16 protein-coding genes and 1 pseudogene are annotated in these 19,032 nt (G+C 39.5%); 5 read left to right on the forward strand and 12 right to left on the reverse strand.

Annotated features, from left to right (window positions below; all coding sequences use genetic code 11):
- Nucleotides 1-112: 112 nt before the first annotated feature.
- Nucleotides 113-454 carry a DUF5365 family protein gene (locus ABVJ71_RS07240; RefSeq protein ID WP_353856602.1) on the reverse strand — a complete coding sequence of 114 codons (342 nt, stop codon included), beginning with the start codon at nt 452-454 and terminating at the stop codon, nt 113-115.
- Between the two features lie 127 nt (nt 455-581).
- On the opposite strand from ABVJ71_RS07240, the gene ABVJ71_RS07245 reads away from it, so the two are divergent.
- A complete protein-coding gene (locus ABVJ71_RS07245; protein ID WP_353856285.1) occupies nt 582-1,490 on the forward strand; it encodes an RluA family pseudouridine synthase in 909 nt (302 codons plus the stop codon).
- 47 nt (nt 1,491-1,537) lie between these two features.
- Here ABVJ71_RS07245 and ABVJ71_RS07250 read toward each other — a convergent pair whose 3' ends face one another.
- The 3 genes and pseudogenes from ABVJ71_RS07250 to ABVJ71_RS07260 form a co-directional block, all read right to left on the reverse strand.
- Nucleotides 1,538-2,104 carry a class D sortase gene (locus ABVJ71_RS07250; RefSeq protein WP_353856286.1) on the reverse strand — a complete coding sequence of 189 codons (567 nt, stop codon included), beginning with the start codon at nt 2,102-2,104 and terminating at the stop codon, nt 1,538-1,540.
- Between the two features lie 188 nt (nt 2,105-2,292).
- Nucleotides 2,293-3,669: pseudogene (locus ABVJ71_RS07255) on the reverse strand (thermonuclease family protein); the annotation flags it as partial.
- Between the two features lie 91 nt (nt 3,670-3,760).
- Complete coding sequence (locus ABVJ71_RS07260) at nt 3,761-7,141, reverse strand: CheR family methyltransferase (RefSeq protein ID WP_353856287.1); 3,381 nt, start codon at nt 7,139-7,141, stop codon at nt 3,761-3,763.
- A gap of 145 nt (nt 7,142-7,286) precedes the next feature.
- Between ABVJ71_RS07260 and ABVJ71_RS07265 the strand changes: the two genes are divergently transcribed.
- Entirely contained in the window at nt 7,287-7,922 is a 636-nt protein-coding gene (locus ABVJ71_RS07265) for a spore coat protein (RefSeq protein ID WP_353856288.1), read from the forward strand.
- A 28-nt stretch (nt 7,923-7,950) separates the two neighbouring features.
- On the opposite strand, the gene ABVJ71_RS07270 is transcribed toward ABVJ71_RS07265, so the two are convergent.
- Both ABVJ71_RS07270 and ABVJ71_RS07275 read right to left on the reverse strand, forming a co-directional pair.
- A complete protein-coding gene (locus ABVJ71_RS07270) occupies nt 7,951-8,826 on the reverse strand; it encodes a hypothetical protein (protein WP_353856289.1) in 876 nt (291 codons plus the stop codon).
- Nucleotides 8,827-8,976: 150 nt separating this feature from the next.
- Complete coding sequence (locus tag ABVJ71_RS07275) at nt 8,977-9,483, reverse strand: YhcN/YlaJ family sporulation lipoprotein (RefSeq protein ID WP_353856290.1); 507 nt, start codon at nt 9,481-9,483, stop codon at nt 8,977-8,979.
- A gap of 154 nt (nt 9,484-9,637) precedes the next feature.
- Between ABVJ71_RS07275 and ABVJ71_RS07280 the strand changes: the two genes are divergently transcribed.
- The 3 genes from ABVJ71_RS07280 to cspB all read left to right on the forward strand — a co-directional run bounded on the left by ABVJ71_RS07280 (nt 9,638) and on the right by cspB (nt 11,953).
- Nucleotides 9,638-10,048 carry a spore coat protein gene (locus ABVJ71_RS07280; RefSeq protein ID WP_353856291.1) on the forward strand — a complete coding sequence of 137 codons (411 nt, stop codon included), beginning with the start codon at nt 9,638-9,640 and terminating at the stop codon, nt 10,046-10,048.
- Nucleotides 10,049-10,448: 400 nt separating this feature from the next.
- Nucleotides 10,449-11,540, forward strand: coding sequence for a GGDEF domain-containing protein (locus ABVJ71_RS07285; RefSeq protein WP_353856292.1), 1,092 nt, complete (start codon nt 10,449-10,451; stop codon nt 11,538-11,540).
- Between the two features lie 212 nt (nt 11,541-11,752).
- The gene (gene cspB, locus ABVJ71_RS07290) at nt 11,753-11,953 is read left to right on the forward strand and encodes a cold shock-like protein CspB (RefSeq protein ID WP_353856293.1); all 201 of its coding nucleotides are present in this window, start codon (nt 11,753-11,755) and stop codon (nt 11,951-11,953) included.
- 113 nt (nt 11,954-12,066) lie between these two features.
- Here cspB and ABVJ71_RS07295 read toward each other — a convergent pair whose 3' ends face one another.
- From ABVJ71_RS07295 to ABVJ71_RS07320, 6 genes are all read right to left on the reverse strand, one after another.
- On the reverse strand, nt 12,067-12,426 hold the full coding sequence (locus tag ABVJ71_RS07295) for a hypothetical protein (protein ID WP_353856294.1): 360 nt from the start codon (nt 12,424-12,426) through the stop codon (nt 12,067-12,069).
- Nucleotides 12,427-12,442: 16 nt separating this feature from the next.
- Nucleotides 12,443-12,967, reverse strand: coding sequence for an NAD(P)H-dependent oxidoreductase (locus ABVJ71_RS07300; RefSeq protein ID WP_353856295.1), 525 nt, complete (start codon nt 12,965-12,967; stop codon nt 12,443-12,445).
- Between the two features lie 17 nt (nt 12,968-12,984).
- The gene (locus ABVJ71_RS07305) at nt 12,985-14,604 is read right to left on the reverse strand and encodes a DHA2 family efflux MFS transporter permease subunit (protein ID WP_353856296.1); all 1,620 of its coding nucleotides are present in this window, start codon (nt 14,602-14,604) and stop codon (nt 12,985-12,987) included.
- A gap of 39 nt (nt 14,605-14,643) precedes the next feature.
- A complete protein-coding gene (locus ABVJ71_RS07310; protein ID WP_353856297.1) occupies nt 14,644-15,276 on the reverse strand; it encodes an HlyD family efflux transporter periplasmic adaptor subunit in 633 nt (210 codons plus the stop codon).
- A 362-nt stretch (nt 15,277-15,638) separates the two neighbouring features.
- Nucleotides 15,639-16,802, reverse strand: a complete 1,164-nt coding sequence (gene yhbH / locus ABVJ71_RS07315) for a sporulation protein YhbH (protein ID WP_353856298.1) — start codon at nt 16,800-16,802, stop codon at nt 15,639-15,641.
- Between the two features lie 142 nt (nt 16,803-16,944).
- Nucleotides 16,945-18,840, reverse strand: a complete 1,896-nt coding sequence (locus tag ABVJ71_RS07320) for a PrkA family serine protein kinase (protein WP_353856299.1) — start codon at nt 18,838-18,840, stop codon at nt 16,945-16,947.
- Between the last annotated feature and the right edge of the window lie 192 nt (nt 18,841-19,032).

The following is a 19,032-nucleotide window of genomic DNA, read 5'->3' on the forward strand; positions in this document are numbered from 1 at the left end:
CAATGTGAAAAAGAGCGGGGTTGGTATTACAGATCATTACAGGTTTCTCCGTTCCCTTAAAAATAGTATGTGCGCCCATCTTGTAAGTTAACAAGGAAGTTCACACCAACTTTTACGCATTTTGAAGGTGACGGCTCTCAAAATCGTCTAGGTCAAACGGAAAGAAAAAGCCGCACTCATTGATTTGCGCACGATTTCGTTCAAATAACTCGCGGTCTCGTTTTGTTAAATGACGTCTAGGCTTTAAAATAATGGTATGTACAAGCTGAAGCCCAGTTAAAATACGAAAGGCATCATTCATCGTACCGTTGTATACCCCATCGATAAATGTGAAGGCGCGCTGCTGCTTGTAAATCGTCTGCTGATCACCGTCCATATAATGGGATAAGAGATGATAGAACTCTTTTGATATTTCTTCAATTGCCTGTTCTTGAAGTTCTGTAGCAGCTTTCATTAATCTCACGTGACATCTACCCTCTCTGTCGTTATTCTCCATTCAGAATAGCACAGAAAAAAAGGCATTCGCCAAGGTAAGTGTTTCCTATAAATCACCATGTGTTGAGAAGAGAGGAACGTATTTCATGAACATTAAAGGACACATGCTTTCGCTGAAAGTAAATGAGCACCACAACGACACATCATTAAGTCACTTCTTAAGAAAAGAGGTATCTGCCTCTAAACCGATTATCCACTTTTGGCTCAAACATCAAAAAGTACGATTAAACCAACAGCCCGCATATCACGCTGCAAAAGTAAGTACAGGCGACAATGTCACAATTGATTTATTTGAATTTGAAACAAGTAATGTCACGCCAGAATATGGAGATTTAGATATTTTGTTTGAGGACGAGCATTTACTTATTGTCCAAAAGCCCGCTGGACGCCCAACTCATCCGAATGAAAAAGGACAGACAGGCACCCTTGCAAACCTAGTCGCCTTCCATTATCAAGCAAATGGTGAGGAGAAACGGGTTAGACATATTCATCGGCTCGATCAAGACACAAGCGGTACTGTCATATTTGCCAAACACAGATTAGCACATGCTGTACTTGATCAGATGCTTTCCAAAAAAATGATCAACAGAACATATCTCGCCATTGCAGAAGGGGTTTTCAAGAAAAAGAGAGGAACCATTACAGCTGCGATTGGCCGTGACAAGCACCATGCAGTGAGACGTAGAATTTCTCCAACTGGGCAGAAAGCCATCACTCATTTTCAGGTGATGGGTGTGGACAAACGCCGCAATATCACAGCAGTCCAGCTCCAATTAGACACTGGGAGGACCCATCAAATCCGTGTACACCTCAGAAGCATAGGCCATCCTTTAGTTGGAGATTCGTTATACGGCGGGATGAGTAATGGGATCACTAGATGCGCTCTTCATGCCAAAAAAGTTGCAATGAAACATCCGTTTACAGGAGAACATCTTATCATTGAGGCCCCGCTTCCATCTGATATGGTCAAGCTGATGGAGCCAATAAAGCACTAAACCATATAAATAAGAGCCTGCACGTTATCCAGCAGGCTCTATTTACATTAAACAGATGTTCGTTTGGCATAAATAATGTATCGCTTTGGTGCATTCCCGACAAAATGAAATGGATAACATGTCGTTAACACCAGCTCTTCTTTTTTATTTTGTAAGGTGATGATAGAAGTATCATGCTGATCTACTATTTTTGTATGAGTGATTTCATAAGCAAATTCACCATACGGAACCTTAATCTTCAACTGATCCCCGATATTAAGCTCTCCCGTACGTCGAAACACAGTATCCCGATGCCCTGACAGCACAATTTGCCCATGTTGATCAGGATAATAGCTGCCTTTGTAATGCCCGACTCCTTTGGCAAGATCGTCAGCTTCCGTTCCTTCTACTATTGGAAGGTCAGCTTTAAGTCTTGGGATAATGAGAATGCCATATCCTTTGCCGACTTCAGGGGAAAACTGCTCCTTTGACATAAAGTCATCAACGGCTACCACTTTTTTGGCTTCATCTAACGTTTGCTCTGTTTGAAGGTGAGTAGAGACCATTTGCCATATTCCCCACCCGACCAAGACAATGCCTGAAGTCATCACAATAAGTGCAAGCCACTTTTTCATACTTAAACTCCTTCTTATCTTTTAAGACTAAAGGTTGCCTTTCGTGAACGCTTTTAGCGTGCAGTCGCTATAACTTCTTGTAATGCTTTTTTAATTTGCCTCTCTTTTTGAAACAAAATAGATACACCGTTAAAGCGATTGACGAACGCAGCTGTTGCTTCTAAGTCTTTAGGACCTATTTCAGGATTAATGGTTAAAGGCACTTCTCCAGACACCTCTGCTGGCCTATATCCAGCACGCTCTGCCTCCTCTTTAGAAGCAAAGAATACTCGTTTGTCTACATCTATCTCTTTCCACTCATCAGGTGATACGTAGGTTTTCGCAGATGAATCACCGACATAACGTGTTAATCCTTTTTTCTGTTCACGTGCTCTAAATTCAAATGGCTGTTCCAAAAGCGGGTCTGCTTGATTCCAAATTCCAAGCCCCTTCTCCTTCGCTTCTTTCACAGCTTGCTGGAAGGTGTGATAGTCTTTGTCATTTCCAACCGGCCAAATAAAGTAAGTGGGTGCATAGCCTTTTTTCACAAGCTCCAAATTTGTGTTTATCCCTTTTTTCGTTTTCACTTGAGCAAGAAGACGCCCATAGCTGTCTTTCACTTCTGAACCAATAGTTAATGTGACTTTATCGCCACTTGATAAGAGTGTTTTTAAATAGTCTGTTGCTTTTTGCCCAAAGCGTAATTGGTTTTCATCTAATTCATTTTTAGGTTTGTGGTAAGTTTCAGGTGTGTCCATATTGACAAAGCGTACTTTCGTTGTACCAAGCACAGGTTCTTTTAAATGAATTGTATCTCCATCTACAACACGGTCAACGATTGCTGAATATTCTTTCTTGATCTTTGGTGGCTTCGGCTGGCGTTTTAAACGTTTGATATCCTGCTGATGCCTTGGAAGCACCTGCAACGTGTCATACCTGCTTAAGATACCTGTAAACTCATACCATTGGCTAGACTTCACTTGATCAATTGCTTCTGTGTCTACCATGACCCTAAGGATCGTGCTAGTGTACTTTTCATCTAGAATGATCACATTATATCCGCCACCAACAGGTGTAGCTGGTTTTGATTCAACATAGCCTTTTACTTTCACAAGGCTTCCTTCATATTTATCTGCTTGGCCAGTTTCAAATTGTTTAATCGAGATTCGATTCGGAGTTGGTAATGTTTGGTTCTTTGCATCTATTGTGATGCGACCATGATCTGGAACGATCTCAATCATTCCTTTATAAGAAGTCACTTTGCCAGTGACTGTCACCTTCATGCCAGCTTTCAGTTCTGGGAAATTTTTTGGCTGTGCTGAATAAATATTGACTCCTGCCGTTTTGTCCTGAATATATGTAGATAATTTCCCATTCCCTATGGCTGATTGATCCGCTGTCACAACCCCACTTACTGTCACCGTTTCTCCTATCAACTGTCGAGCTTTTTTGATTTTCATTGGTTTCACATGTTGCCATGTCGTTACTTTCTTCTCAAAAGCTCTTGCCTGTTCTAATGTGAAAGTGCCAGACAAAACGAATTGCAGACTACATATCACCAAAATCAAACAACAGATATGCTTCATTTCATTTCTCCCCCCTATTCTTTAGACCTCTTTCATAGTTTACAAAGAAAATGTTGAATTTGAATGGATTTCATGTAAACATCTCTAGCTTTTATTTTATTGGAAACGTAATGGTGACTTTTGTTCCCTTTAAATTCTTGCTTTCAAAATGGATTGTACCGCCATGACTTTCAATGATTTTATTCGTCACCATAAGCCCAAGCCCTGTTCCTTTTTCTTTCGTCGTATAAAAAGGTTCCCCTAACTTACTAATCGCATCTTCTGGGATTCCTTTTCCTTGGTCTTCAAATATTAAAATAACTTGATCATTTTTTAGCATGGATGTCACTTGAATGACACCTGTTACGCCATCCATTGCTTCAATTCCATTTTTCAGTATGTTGAGGAAAACCTGTTTTAATTCATTTGGAATTCCTTGAATCTGCGGCAGCGATGGTGAAAGATTTTTTTGAATCGATATCCCTTTTAATACGGCCTGAGATTCAACGACCATACTCACTTCTTCTAGCAGTAGGTTGACATGAACAGGTTCAAATTTCACCGACTTGCTTCTAGAGAGCACAAGGAATTCATTAATAATCGCCTCGAGCCGATTAAACTCTGACATCATCACATCTGCATAATCCTTTTGATATTTTTTACTCTGAATCATCAGCTGTAAGAATCCTTTTAACGATGTAAGCGGGTTACGTATTTCATGAGCAATGCCAGCTGCAAGCTGACCAACTGCTGACAGCATCTCAGATTTCATCAGCATCTTCTCTGACTGCTTTTGGTTTGTGATATCCTCTGAAATGCGCATAACTGTTGACTGCATTTTGTCAGGGTCATCAATTCGGTGTAAAGAGACTCTCTCCCAACGTTCCCGTCCTGATAAATCTTGAAAGTACATCTCACCTGTCCAGCTACCTTCTCTTAGGCACACTTCCCATTGCTTCGCTAAATCATTACATTGACACAACCTTTGATAGACCGAAAAAATATTCTTGCCGATCAGATCGAATTCATACTGTTGCACAAAGTGACAAAAACGCTGGTTCACGCATTGAATGATCCCTTCCTCAGTTGCGACAACAATATGAATATGACTGTTATCCAGTGCTGTCACCGCAAGATGAAGAGACTGTTTGATTTTCGTGATTTCAGTCATTTTAATCCATGTCATCGCCGCTCCCTCATAATCCTGATAAAAAATAGGCGTAATGTGAACGGTAAATTGCTCCCCTTCGTTTGTCTCAATCTCACGCTCAATGACACGTCTGTCTGACATAACGGATTGAATATCATGATAAAGCGTCTCATGCGCCATCTCCTGTGCAATCGACTGAAAGGATTGATGATGCTGCAATTGTGCCGAAGTGAATAAAGATGCTGCTGCAGGCGTGAAATAGCGAATATTCATCTCTTGATCCACAAACAACGTCGCAAGCTCAGGTTTCACCGAGGGACGATAGAGCTCTTCTCTAGTCACCTTTAAGTTGTTTATGATATTGATAAATTCTTCGTGCTTTTTCTGAAGCTCCTCTATTTGCGCATTCTTTATTTTCAATTGAGCCCTTGCCTCTTGCTCTTTTTGCTTTACTTCATTAAGTTCATTTTCTAAATCGACAATACGCTGTTGATAGACTGAGTTTGGGTCCGACATGCCTAGGTACCTGCCGTTCATTTGATTTTTTTCTATCACATTCATCCGAATGAGAATGACGTATACTCCCTTAAAACGGCGATCAAAACTTTTCACTGTAAAATCTGCATACTGCTTCCTGCCCTTTTTTGAAATGAGGACATGTTGAAAAACAATCTCTGTCTCATCTGTCCACACCTTCTGAAATGTTTGTCTCATCATCTCTTTTATATAGTCAGGTGTCACATACTCACACGATTGATTCGGCACTTCTGAATGGTCTAGGAAGGAATAGGCACCATTTGAAATGGCAAGTATTTTGTCACAATCATTGATCACCATACATGCGTCATAATTCGCACCCACTTCTTTCATATATTCTGCAGCTCGTTTTTTCAACTCTTCATGAAACTTGGCATTATTCGGATGTTCATTGGATTTAGGAACGCTTGAGTGAGTGTAAATGTTCCACCTTTCATTTAACAGATGAAACAAGTGAGGGATATTAGGCACTTTATCATTTGTCCCTAATATCAAAACCCCTTGATCTTTTAAAGCATACTGAAAACGGGACAATACTCGTTTTTGCACTTCTGGCTGGAAGTACATCAGAACATTTCGACAACTGATAAAATCGAGGTGGATAAAAGGTGAATCAATCAATAAATTGTGAGGGGCAAAGACAATATGTTTTCTAAGCGACTGCTTCACAATAAAAGCGTCACCTTTCCTTTTGAAATATCGCACCCGCCATTTCTCTGGCACCCTTGCCATTGCCTCTACTGAATAAAGGCCTTTGCTTGCGGTCTGAATGGCTTTCCGATTGATATCTGTTGCAAACACTTGCAGTTCTATTGAAACTTGTCTTCGCTTCATTTCTTCTAAAAATAAAATGGTAAAAGAATAGGCTTCTTCCCCCGTTGAACATCCTGCAATCCAAATACGACAACAAGGCTTCTCGCTTTTTATCACATGTTCAATAATTGTTGGAATGATCTTATTTTCACATAGTCGATAGGCTTCCATCTCTCGAAAAAAAGAAGTAGCTCCGTTTAAAAGCTGGACATGTAAACGATCAAGCTCATCTGGCTCCATCTCTAATAAGCGATCGTACTCTGACAATAATGAAATCGGCTTTTTTGCACATCGCATTCGTCTTTGAATAACAGATAGCATTCTTTGTTTTTCATAGGTTGAAAAAGCGATACCTTTGTACATTTCAAGTCGTTCAATAATTCTTACCAGTACCCGATCTGCTAAATCGACATGTGGGACGTTCAAAATGTTGGCTATATATGTTGCAAGGGCAGAAGGATCTGTGAATGTTTGATGATAGATGCTGTCAAAACCAATTTTTGAATCACTACAAGACACTGCTGTACCGCCTTGCTCGATTAATTGAAGCAAACCACTCCCCATACAATGGCCTTTTTGAAATAAGATGGCAAAAGCCTCCTCTTTTTGAACTTTTGCAAGTGACTGAAAGAAAGAGTCGACAGAGCATTGCTTATCCGATGGAAGACGTTCTGATACATACAGTTGATTGTTTTCTGTCAACGTCACAATGGCATTAGGCGGACAAAAATAAATCGTGTTTTTCATGATTTTTTCGCCATGACTAATTGTTTTTGCCCGGTAACCAATCGGTAAAACAAGTTCTTCCAAATCTGCTATCCAATCGCTCGACACCCAATTTTGCACGACAATAAAAGAGGCATTCAGTTCATGTGGAAACGACTGAAAAAACGCCTTAAGACTGTGCTGTTCAAACGGTGTAACACCTATTCCAATCACTGGTGCCTGCACATGTTTGCCTTCTATCAAACGATTCATGATTTTGTCCTGCATCTGGTACCCCCATGTTCATTCGTCTGATACTTTTTTTCGACAAAAAGAAAGAAAACCCTCTAATTGTAAATAATGTTTTTTGCATGAAAAAGGGAGAACTTCCTCACATTAAAACAGATTGTATAAAATAGAAGGAGGAATCTCTATGCAAAACGAACAGCAACCATTACAAGGCAGTGCTCCGCAGCCTGAATTCAACCATGGCGGGCATGAATTATTCGATTTACATGAAATTTTAGCAGGGATGATCAACATTTTAGATCAATATATGATCTTGAGGCAGTTTATCCAAGATCCTGTATTAACCGACATCTTGGATCGCCAATATCAATTCGTTTTGTCCCAGTATAATGTCACTGTCAATAGTTTTTCTACCGGACAAAAGCCTAATGAAGAAACATCGACTTATATGATGAAAGAAAAGACACAGGTGACGTACGGCATCAAACCATCACAGCCGAAAAAACCAAATCAATCGTTACAGGATGTTAAAGACTTAGGCATTACAGGCCATATGCTTAATTTGGTCAAGTCACACTCAGGATTACTAGCAATGTCGGCTTTAGAAGTAACAAATCCAGTCGTTAGACGTGTTCTTTCAGCTCAAATTCCAAACTTTATCGAAATGGCGTATGAAATATTTTTATATCAAAACAAACATGGATATTATCAAGTCCCTCAGCTTTCTGTACAAGACATGAAAGCTATGACTTCTGCTTTCGTTCCAATGCAAGAGCAAATTCAAATGCCGCCTAGTAAAGCAGATAAACCACTTCATTAATTAAAAAAACGGCTGACCTGTGTTGCTATCAGCCGTTTTTTCTTTCGTACGTTGTCTTAAACTGTTCTTCAAATTCAGTCAGCAACTGACCTGTTGCCTGTTCAAATCCTCTTTCAAATCGACCAGTTTTAGCGGTTTCCTTCATGATCTCATGAATGATGTCTCGTCCGTAAAATCGTACCAACTCATAGATCATATAATAGCTTTGTACATAGACATCTGTCTCATATTTCACCCGTGATTCCTGCCAATCACTATCGGAATGAAGTGAATGAAAAGGGATGACCTCAAACCGTTCAGATGTCGCATTTAAGACGTCATAGGCTGTCCATTCTGCTACTCCTTCATGGAACCATAGAGGAAAGATCGCAGGAGACACTTCATATGCATGAACCTTTTCATAAAATACAAAATGAGCATATTCATGGATAAATAAGGTTGTGAAAAAGTAAAGAGGCAATGTCTCTTTTTTCAACAGTTCATCCCGCTTATCAGGATATAATCCAATCATTTGGTCATGATCAGAATAAAAGCCTGTAATATGCTGAATACCTGCAAATTGTTCAATTGTTTTTTTATCATCGAAATAAATAATGTCTAAAGGTTTGTCTGTTTCAAATTGAAACACAGAAGCTGTCCTCTTCTTTGCCTGCTCCAGAGCTTCTATCGTCAGATCAACGAATACCTTCTCTTTCTCTGCATAGTAAATTCGAATATGATCATAGATTTGCTTATTGAGCCCCTCCGTTAAGACCGTTTTGGGAGATGACTGTTGCTCTAAATATTGTCCTGTGAACTGAAATGCAACATAAACTAAGTACGCGGTGAAGGCATAAAAAATGAGACCTGCTGCAATCATACCGCCTACAAGCTTCTTTTGAATTAATGACTGATTGGCTTTCATTTACTCCCCACCTGAAATCATCCTGCATCCTCTTTCTATGAAAAAACAAAGATCAACAAGAGGTGATATATTTGTTAATTTATGCAGCATGATGTGGGAGGTTCTCTTTAAAACAAAAAAGCCGCATATGACATACGGCTTTTGTCGTAGCTATTTCGATTCAGGGAAGACACGTCTGACTGTTTCAGTAAATTCGTCGAATAATCCTGAAATTGGCTCTCCGCTTCTAATGCGTTTGACGTATCCTTTCATACGATCAACAAAGTCTGGATTAGCAGATACATACACGTTATCAATTTGTTGATCAGTTGATTTCACTTTGTCTGAAATTTTCTTTTTTAATTCGTCTGTCACATTGCCGCTTTTATTCCCCTCAAGCATCACTGCAACAAATGCATTTTTACCTGTGACAAGCACATGAGCTGTTTTTACTTCCGACATGTTGGCTACGAGCTTTGACGCCTTATCTGCCACTTTTACCTTCTGCGGTGTTTCGACATCTGGCTGATCTTGTCGCATGTTATCGTTTTTATATGTGACATTTTCGTATTGACGTTCCATCGCCCCTCTTCGCTCATCACCTTGGTTGTTCATTCCACACCCAGTGGTGATCAGAGTAGGAACAAGTAGTATAGATAGTATCCATTTCTTATTCATCAATGATTCCCTCCTTTTGTTCCTAGGTTTTTCATAAAAGAGACTTTTTATGCACATATCATCTATGACAGCAAAATGAATTCATAAATAAACATCGTTTGGTCATCCTAAAAAAGATGAAGAAGTATCATCACGATCAAATGGAGGGATTCGTTTGTTTAAAAAAAGAAAAGGCATTAGCACAGGCGCACTGATCGCTGGCTCAACAGCCATTATTGCACTATTCTCCCCTGTTTTACGGAAAAGGTTGAAAGGCATGGCGACTATGAAGATGTCTCCTATGATGAAAGGCAATAAGCATAATCATCAACAACATGAGCATTCTCAAAAGCAATCGCATGCGCACCAAGAGACAAAAGGTACTGCAGAAGTCGCTCAAATGATGAAGCAGGCATTCTCATCCGATCAAACGAATGAAACAGATCATCAACATCATTCATCATCAAGGCCAAATCAACCGCCAAGAGGAGCTTATGCGAAGCCTCTTCACCTTGATGAAAGTGTCATGAATGTCATGGATGATGAATCCATCCAGCAAGTGATCAATGAAATAGAGCACAAATAAATCATCAGGGGCCAATCTAGGCTCCTGATTATTACCTGAATATGCTCTTTATAAAAAGAGCTTTTGACAGTTGTGAGTAAATAACGAATAAAATAAGCAAAATCTCTTCATCCTTCATGATTTCACCTGCCCCACTGTCTTACATGTATACACGCAAACATTTTGCATCCCAACACCTTCAAGTCAAACTGTTACCAAGAATGCTCCTCTTGAATCTCAAGAAGAAACCTCACATCTTGTATTCAATTGGCATTTGGTGATCTTCACAGTCTGGCTCTGTTTATAATAAAGCACTTTTCCCTCATACGCCTTATCCCCCTCATAGTGAACTTTTTATTAATTATCTTTTTTTACTTTCCTTTTCAAACAAATTTTAGTAATTTTAAAAAGGTGATTTCATTTGTTAAGAGACCTCTTTATTAATTTAACAATCCTTGTCACATTCCATTATTTATTTATGCTTGTGTTTAAGGAGTATTTTTCAAAAAAGGAAGACACCTTACTCAGACAATTATGTAAGGGAATTGCATCTGGATTGCTTAGTGTTGTATTAATGTTCTTCTCTATTAAAACAGGGCAAGCAATGATCGACTTAAGACATATCCCCCTCATTTTAACGGCTTTTTACGGCAGTATTGTACAAACATTCGTTGCATCATGTATTGTCATCATTGGACGATTATTAATCGAAACAAATGTCGTTTCTTTCGTGAATATTTTTTCCTTGACAATGATCGTCACAGCTTCTTATCTAATTGCTGAACGCCATATGAACCATGTAGTGAAAATACTGTTATCTATTACGATAGGTAACCTGATGGCATCCATTTTATTTATCATCTTTGTGCACGAAACATCGTTTGAACTGCATTCCACCTATTGGATTTTTTCGTATATTGCCGGGGTGTTTAACTTTTACGTCATTGAGCATCAAACAAAAGCATATCAGCTTTTAAATTTGTATGAATTCCAAGCTCATTATGATTTTTTAACAGGTGTTTTAAACAAACGAAAATTTGACGAAGTGCTGAGTCATGCTTTTTCTTTGAAGTTAGAGCAACCTCTCCATCAAATATCCCTTTTATATATAGACATTGATTACTTCAAATCCATCAATGATCAATATGGACATCACGAGGGAGATATCGTATTAAAAGAAATCGGAACAACGCTGATCAAAAACACAAGAAGCTCTGATTACATTGGACGTATCGGAGGAGAGGAATTTGCTGTCCTTCTTCCTAATTGCTCAGTTGAAAAAACATGGCAAAGTGCAGAACGATTGCGGAGAAAAATAGCCGATCAGCCGATTTATTTACAAAATGGGACATCCATTCATATTACAGTTTCAATCGGATGTGCTTATTACCCAGGAACACTTACAGACATCAAGCAATTACCGATTATTGCTGACCAAGAACTTTATAAAGCCAAGCAATCAGGTCGAAATCAAGTGAGCTTTTCCGCGAGAAATAGAGACCATCTGACATAGAATTTTTCCTCTTTTTGGTACATGTAATTATTTTTAAAAAAGTTTTCGGATTACTGTTGTTTTTTCGCGCAAACACTGGTAAAGTAAAAGTAATTATTTTTGTTCGTTATCACCTTTAAGAAGAAAGTTTTGAAAGAGTTTTCGTCTTTGAAGTTTGTGTAAGAGCAAGAATAGTGAATTTAAGCGTTTTGATCGCTTTAGGAGGAAATTTCATGTTAGAAGGTAAAGTAAAATGGTTCAACTCTGAAAAAGGTTTCGGATTCATCGAAGTTGAGGGTCAAGATGATGTATTCGTTCACTTCTCTGCTATCCAAGGCGATGGCTTCAAAACTTTAGAAGAAGGTCAATCAGTTTCTTTCGAAATCGTTGAAGGTAACCGTGGACCACAAGCTGCTAACGTTAACAAAGCGTAATCTAAGAGCAATAGCTCTTTTAGCACTTTATAGAGTGAAAGGAAACCGCTCGGCATCTGCCGGCGGTTTTTTATTTTTTATGAAAAAAGAGAACCGCAGGTCGGGTTCTCTTTTTAATCATCCTTCTCCTTTAACTTCTGCAAGGCAGCACGATACATGTCATCATTCATTTTTTGGTCTGGTTCCTCTTGTTTGATAGGTGATTCTGGCTGTTTAAATTTTTGAAGTGCCTGTCTGTAGAAATCATCGCCAGATACATGATTATTTGTTTGAGAAGGCTCTGATGTGTTTGTTTCTTCTTCTGGCTCTACATGTCTAGCGGATGCTTCCGGTTCACTGCGCGGCACGTCAGGCTGAATTAGCACATCTTTTTTACTCTCTTCTTCCTTCTCGACCGATGCGTATCTGACATTGAACGCTACTAACCCAATAATAACAAGGACAGCAGCTACTAACGCTACAATAATCGTCACCAAAAGAACCCTCTCCTTATCGCTTAAATGACGCTGTCACTGATGCTACACGTCTTCCTAGTGCCTTTCCAAGCTCAATTCCTTCATCAGAAATCAAGTCGTCAGAATCAACCGGACATGTCACACCTGCTCCATAATAAGAGCCGTATAAGGCATTCTCCGGTACATTTCCAGGAAGACCTACAACAATCATTCCTTGGTGGAGCATTGGCGTGATCAAGTTGTGCATTGTCATTTCTAAACCGCCATGCGTCGTAGCAGTTGTGCAAAAGACTGCACCAACTTTATCAATGAGTTTCCCTTCTGCCCATAAATAACCAAGGCGATCAATCCAAGTCTTTAATCCAGAACTAATGGTACCAAAGTGACCAGGGCAGCCCCAAATAATCGCATCCATTTGATCGAGCTTGCGAATATCAGCATCCTTCACATGGTCAATGAAGACTTCTGCATGTTCTGTTTCACTCGCACCCGCTGCAATGGCTTCAGCCAATGCTTTCGTATGGTCACCTTCACTATCGTATACGACATAAATTTTCATTTATAGTCCCTCCACACTTATCTTGCATCTTGGTTTGCTTCCTTAGGTGCTGGAAGCAAAGTCATTTCTTGTTTTGTATGCTGTTTCACTTTGCGCTCTTTATCCTTACGTACATCACGTAGGAATAAACTCAGAATGACACCAGCCGCACAGAATAATGTAACCCACATGTAAGCATCATTAATCCCCATCACGTTTGAATCAACTTGAGCTTTTGTAAAGAGCTGGGTATAAACATATTTTTGAGCAGCTTCTGCTGTGATGCCCATATGATGCATCACATTGGACACAGAAGATTGGAACGAATTCATAAAAAACGGATCCGTTGTATTTGTTTGATCAGCCATATTTGAATAATGGAACGTCGTACGATTCGTATAAATCGTCGTGATTAAACTTGTACCAATAGAACCACTAATTTGTCGTAACGTATTGGACATTGCTGTACCATGACTGTTTAAATGCTGTGGTAATTGGTTCATTCCCGCTGTCATGACAGGCATCATCAAGAGTGACATACCAAATGCACGTATTGCATACATGAGCACAATGTGACTGTAAGAGGTGTCAATGGTGAGCTTTGTAAATTCGTAAGTTGTGACAACTGTAATCAACATCCCAACAATCGCAAGCGGACGAGGTCCAAATTTATCAAATAAAATCCCTGATATTGGTGACATAATCAGCATCGCAATCGCTCCAGGAAGCATCAACAGACCCGACTGCAAGGCAGTAAATCCAACAAGGTTCTGCAAATAAATTGGAAGTAAGAACATTCCTGTATACAATGCGATGGTAATAATGATGTTAATGACACTTGATAAAGAGAAAATGCTGTATTTAAACACGCGGAAGTCAAGCATTGGGTTTTTCACTTTTAACTGTTGGATAATAAAGATCATGATCGCAATCGCACCAATAATGATTGTGGATAAAACGATCGGATCTGTCCAACCATCACTTCCCGCTTCACTCACACCGTATAGAAGCGAAGCAAATCCGACAACAGAAAGAACCGCACCGAGGCTGTCCAGCTTGATCTTCCTTGGCTCTATAATATTTTTAAACATAAAGAAAGCCGCAATAATGACAATCGCACCGATTGGTACAAGGCCATAAAACATAATACGCCAAGTATAATGTTCAATAATATAACCAGACAATGTTGGCCCTACAGCTGGTGCAAACATCATCGCCAGACCAAAAATCCCCATTCCTTTCCCTCTGTTTTCTGGAGGGAAAATAAAAAGGATTGTTGTCATGACAAGCGGCTGCAAGATACCGCCACCGACTGCCTGAATTAAGCGGCCAATGAGCATCGTAGAAAAGTTAGGCGCAATTCCGCAAATAAATGTACCCAGTGTAAATGAGATCATGGCCAAAAGGAATAAACTACGCTGTCCAAAACGTGTAATTAAAAACGCAGATAACGGAATTAACACACCGTTGACAAGCATATAACCTGTTGTAAGCCACTGAATTGTCGTCGCACTGACATTAAATTCTGTCATTAAATGAGGCATGGCTACATTCAAAAGCGTTTGGTTTAAAATCGCTACGAATAAACCGGCCATTAAAATGATCAGTAAAGACAAGGAGCCTGTTCCCTGTTTTGTCGCTGCAGGTTGATTTGCCATCTCAGACAACCTCCTTTCATTTTTTCATATCACTCATCATTAAGATGAAATTTTGACAGATGCATTCATACCTGGAAGCACTTTGTCAGATGGGTTTTTAATTGAAATTTTCACTGCCACTTTTTGTGTCACTTTTGTATAGTTACCACTTGAATTTGTTGCTGGTAGCATATTAAACGTCGAGTTTGTTGCATAACCAATTTGTTCAACAGTTCCTTCAAATGTTGTATCAGGATCACCATCTACAACGATGTCCACTTTGTCGCCTTTTTCAATGTTTTTAATATCTGTTTCTTTGATGTTAGCTGTAATGTACAACTTGCTTAGGTCAATTGTTTCTCCAAGTACTGTACCCGGCTGCACTTGTTGATTGTTCTGCACTTCTTTTTTGACTAATGTGCCGTCAGCAACTGCTTTGATATTTGTTTTTGCTTCACCTTCCACTTTTGCAACTGTGCTGTCTTTTTGCACTTCGTCACCTTCATTGATATCCCAGCCTTTGATTTGTCCAGCTACTGGTGCTGTAATTTGATACATATCACCTGTCACTTTTGCTTCATCTGTTTTCACAAAGTTTGTGCTCTCGTAGTAGTAATAAGCACCTCCTGCAATAATGGCAAGAATCACAATAAGACCAATTATGTTCGTTAGCAATAAACGACCTCTGTTCATGTTTTGTTTCTCCTTTCATGTATGAAAATATAGTGTCATCTGCTTTAGCAAGCTTAGAATACCCATCATCTGACAGAATATGAAACAAACTCACATATCCGCAAGGTTTCTCTTTCTTCTGCTCCGCTAAAAATGGTGTGCAGCCATTTATACTTTATTGTTCACTTATGAGCAAAGAGCAGAAAAAGAGGAAAAGACGATCGGCATCTTTTGAAAAACTTATATTTAACAAGATTAAATATTAATAAATGAAAATTGAAATGTCAAAGAGAAAGTTTTACTTTTTTTCTGGATATCACTTCCTTCTTCACACAACAAAACCTCTCAGCCCCTATGCTGAAAGGTTTTTTCAAATGTGCTATTTAAGAAAGGACTTCTTCTTTTTGAAAAAATTTTTTTAATGCGAGAAAAACGTCTGATTTTTGCTTTAAAATATAATGCTTAAATTTCTCATCCTGAATATGTTTATACGCTGACATTAACGTCGAGTGCCGATTATATTGATTCACTTCGCCATAGCAAAATAAATTGGCTTTCTTCATAATTTCAGTAACAAGCTTCACGCACCTAGCATTATCGGAGGTCAAATTATCACCATCAGAAAAATGGAAAGGATAAATATTATACCGTGATGGCGGATATCGTTCATCTATTAGCTCTAGTGCCTTCCGATAGACAGATGAGCAAATGGTTCCGCCGCTCTCACCTCGCGAGAAGAAATTCTCCTCATCTACAACCTTCGCCTCGGTATGATGGGCAATAAATGCAATATCGACCGTTTCATACTTTGTCCGTAAGAAGCGTGTCATCCAAAAGAAAAAGCTCCTTGCCATATATTTTTCCCAAAGCCCCATACTCCCGCTCGTATCCATCATTGCTAAAACGACAGCTTTCGACTCTGGTTTGGTGACTTCATTCCACGTTTTATATTTAATATCCTCTGGATATATGGGATAAAAAGAAGGACTTCCAGTCATCGCATTTCGTTTAAATGCCGAGAGCATCGTTCGTTTCTTATGAATATTCCCTGTTAAACCTGTTTTACGAATGTCGTTGAACTCGATTTGTTCGACAATGATATCGTCAAGCTCCTTTTGTTTCAGGTTTGGCAGCTCTAGCTCATGAAACAGCGCTTCTTCAAGATCCATTAATGAGACTTCTGCTTCGTAATAATCCTCTCCCGCTTGATCTCCAGCACCTTGACCCTTCCCCTGTCCTTGCTTGCCATCTGATCCATCACGTGCGACGACATCTCCAACCTGACTGTCTCCATCTCCTTGACCCACATGCTTATTCTTATCATAATTGTATCGAATTTTATATTCATCCAATGATCTGATTGGGATTTTGACAACATCTTTCCCATTGGACATAATAATACTTTCCTCTGTGACAAGATCCGGCAAATTATTTTTAATCGCCTCTTTAACTTTTTTCTGATGGCGCTGCTGGTCGTCATAACCTTTACGATGGAGGGACCAGTCTTCCTGAGAAACAATAAACTGACTTTTATCTTGCTGGGACATTCATCCCCCTCCTCACCTGTTTACATAATTCTTCTAGCGATAGATTCCTTTATCATATGCAATGCTTCATACAGATTTGACGATCATTTTTAAAAAAGACATTACCGGTGCTTATAAACGCCGATAATGCCTCCTTCATTTATTAACGATTCAGAAGACTGCCTACATATTTTAAAAGTTCATTTGCACTTGTTGAATTATAACCATGCTCATCAATCAGCCTAGCCACCACTTCGTTTACCTTTTTCAACTGTTGCTCGTCTGGCGTCTTCGTTGAAGTCGTGATCTTCACAACGTCTTTTAAGTCAGCAAACAGCTTCTTCTGAATCGCCTCTCTTAATCTTTCATGTGAATTATAATCAAAGCGCTTGCCCTTTCTAGCATAAGCGGAAATCCGAATTAAAATTTCTTCCCGGAAAGCCTTCTTGGCGTTTTCAGAAATACCGATTTGTTCTTCAATCGAACGCATGAGCTTTTCATCTGGATTCATTTCTTCACCCGTTAACGGATCACGAAGCTTGTTTTTATTGCAGTAAGCCTCAACATTATCCAAGTAGTTATCCATGAGCGTTTTCGCAGATTCTTCATAGGAATACACAAATGCCTTTTGAACTTCCTTTTTCGCAATATCGTCGTATTCTTTTCGGGCGACAGAAATAAAATTCAAATACCGTTCCCGATCTTCGCTGGAAATAGACGGATGCTGATCCAATCCTTCCTTTAAAGAACGGAGCACATCAAGTGCATTAATGGATTCCATATTCTTTCGAATAATGGTCGATGAAATTCGATTGATCACATATCGAGGGTCAATTCCGCTCATCCCTTCGTCGTGAAATTCCTTTTTCATCTCATCAATATCAACGGATTGGAAGCCTTCGACATTTTCTCCATCATAGAGGCGCATTTTTTTCACCAGATCAATATCAGACCGCTTCGGCTCCTTTAATCTCGTCAAAATGGAGAACATTGCCGCCACCTTCAGCGTATGCGGCGCAATATGAACATCCGCTACATCACTTTCTGAAATCATTTTATGATAAATCCGCTCTTCCTCTGTCACTTTTAAGTTATAAGGAATCGGCATCACGATAATTCTTGAATGCAAGGCTTCATTTTTCTTATTTGATATAAACGACCGGTACTCGGTTTCATTCGTATGTGCAACGATGAGTTCATCAGCACTAATCAAGGCAAAACGACCTGCCTTAAAGTTCCCTTCTTGGGTTAACGAAAGAAGGTGCCATAGAAATTTTTCATCACACTTTAACATCTCCTGAAACTCCATCATCCCGCGGTTCGCCTTATTGAGTTCCCCATCAAACCGATATGCACGCGGATCAGATTCTGACCCGAATTCAGCAATTGTTGAAAAATCAATGCTGCCAGTTAAATCGGCAATATCTTGAGATTTCGGATCAGACGGACTGAAGGTTCCGATGCCGGTTCGTTTATCCTCTGAGAAAAATATCCGCTCGATTTGTACATCCTCAATGCGGCCTCCATATTCCTCTTCTAACCTCATCATATTCAGGGGCGACAGATTTCCCTGAATACGTATACCATACTCTCTATAAAAATCTTCACGAAGATTTTGCGGAATGAGATGGAGCGGATCTTCATGCATAGGGCAGCCTTTAATCGCATATACTGCGCCATTGTCTGTAAGTGAATATTCCTCCAGTCCTCTTTTGAGTCTCGTCACAAGTGTCGACTTCCCGCCGCTTACCGGTCCCATCAACAATAAAATACGCTTCCGCACATCTAAGCGCTTTGCTGCAGGATGGAAATATTCTTCAACTAACCTCTCTAGTGATTCCTCTAACCCAAAGAGATCTTGATTAAAAAATTTGTAGGTTCTGACCCCATTCTTTTCTTCAATCCCGCTGTCTTTAATCATATGATAAACGCGGGAATGAGCAGATTGAGCGACAAGCGGATTTTCCTTAATAATGTCTAAATAATCGCTGAATGTGCCTTCCCATTTTAAACGCTGCTCTTCTTCTCTGTGCTGTGCAATTTTCTTTAAAATATCCATACGAACCTCCTCTTTCAAGATTGAAGCTAGAAATCAGATACTGTTTTACAATCTATGCGGAGGCGTCCTATTACATGCTTTTGTTCTTCAAAATGACGATTTGCCAAACTGAATTGACAACCATCTGCAAGAGCCTTCATAATAAAGGAAAAACAGGAGAAACATGATCTTCTTCTCCTGCTTTTCAAGGCG

Source organism: Bacillus sp. Bos-x628, from assembly GCF_040500475.1.
In the GTDB taxonomy this organism is placed as follows: Bacteria; Bacillota; Bacilli; order Bacillales; family Bacillaceae; genus Bacillus; species Bacillus maqinnsis.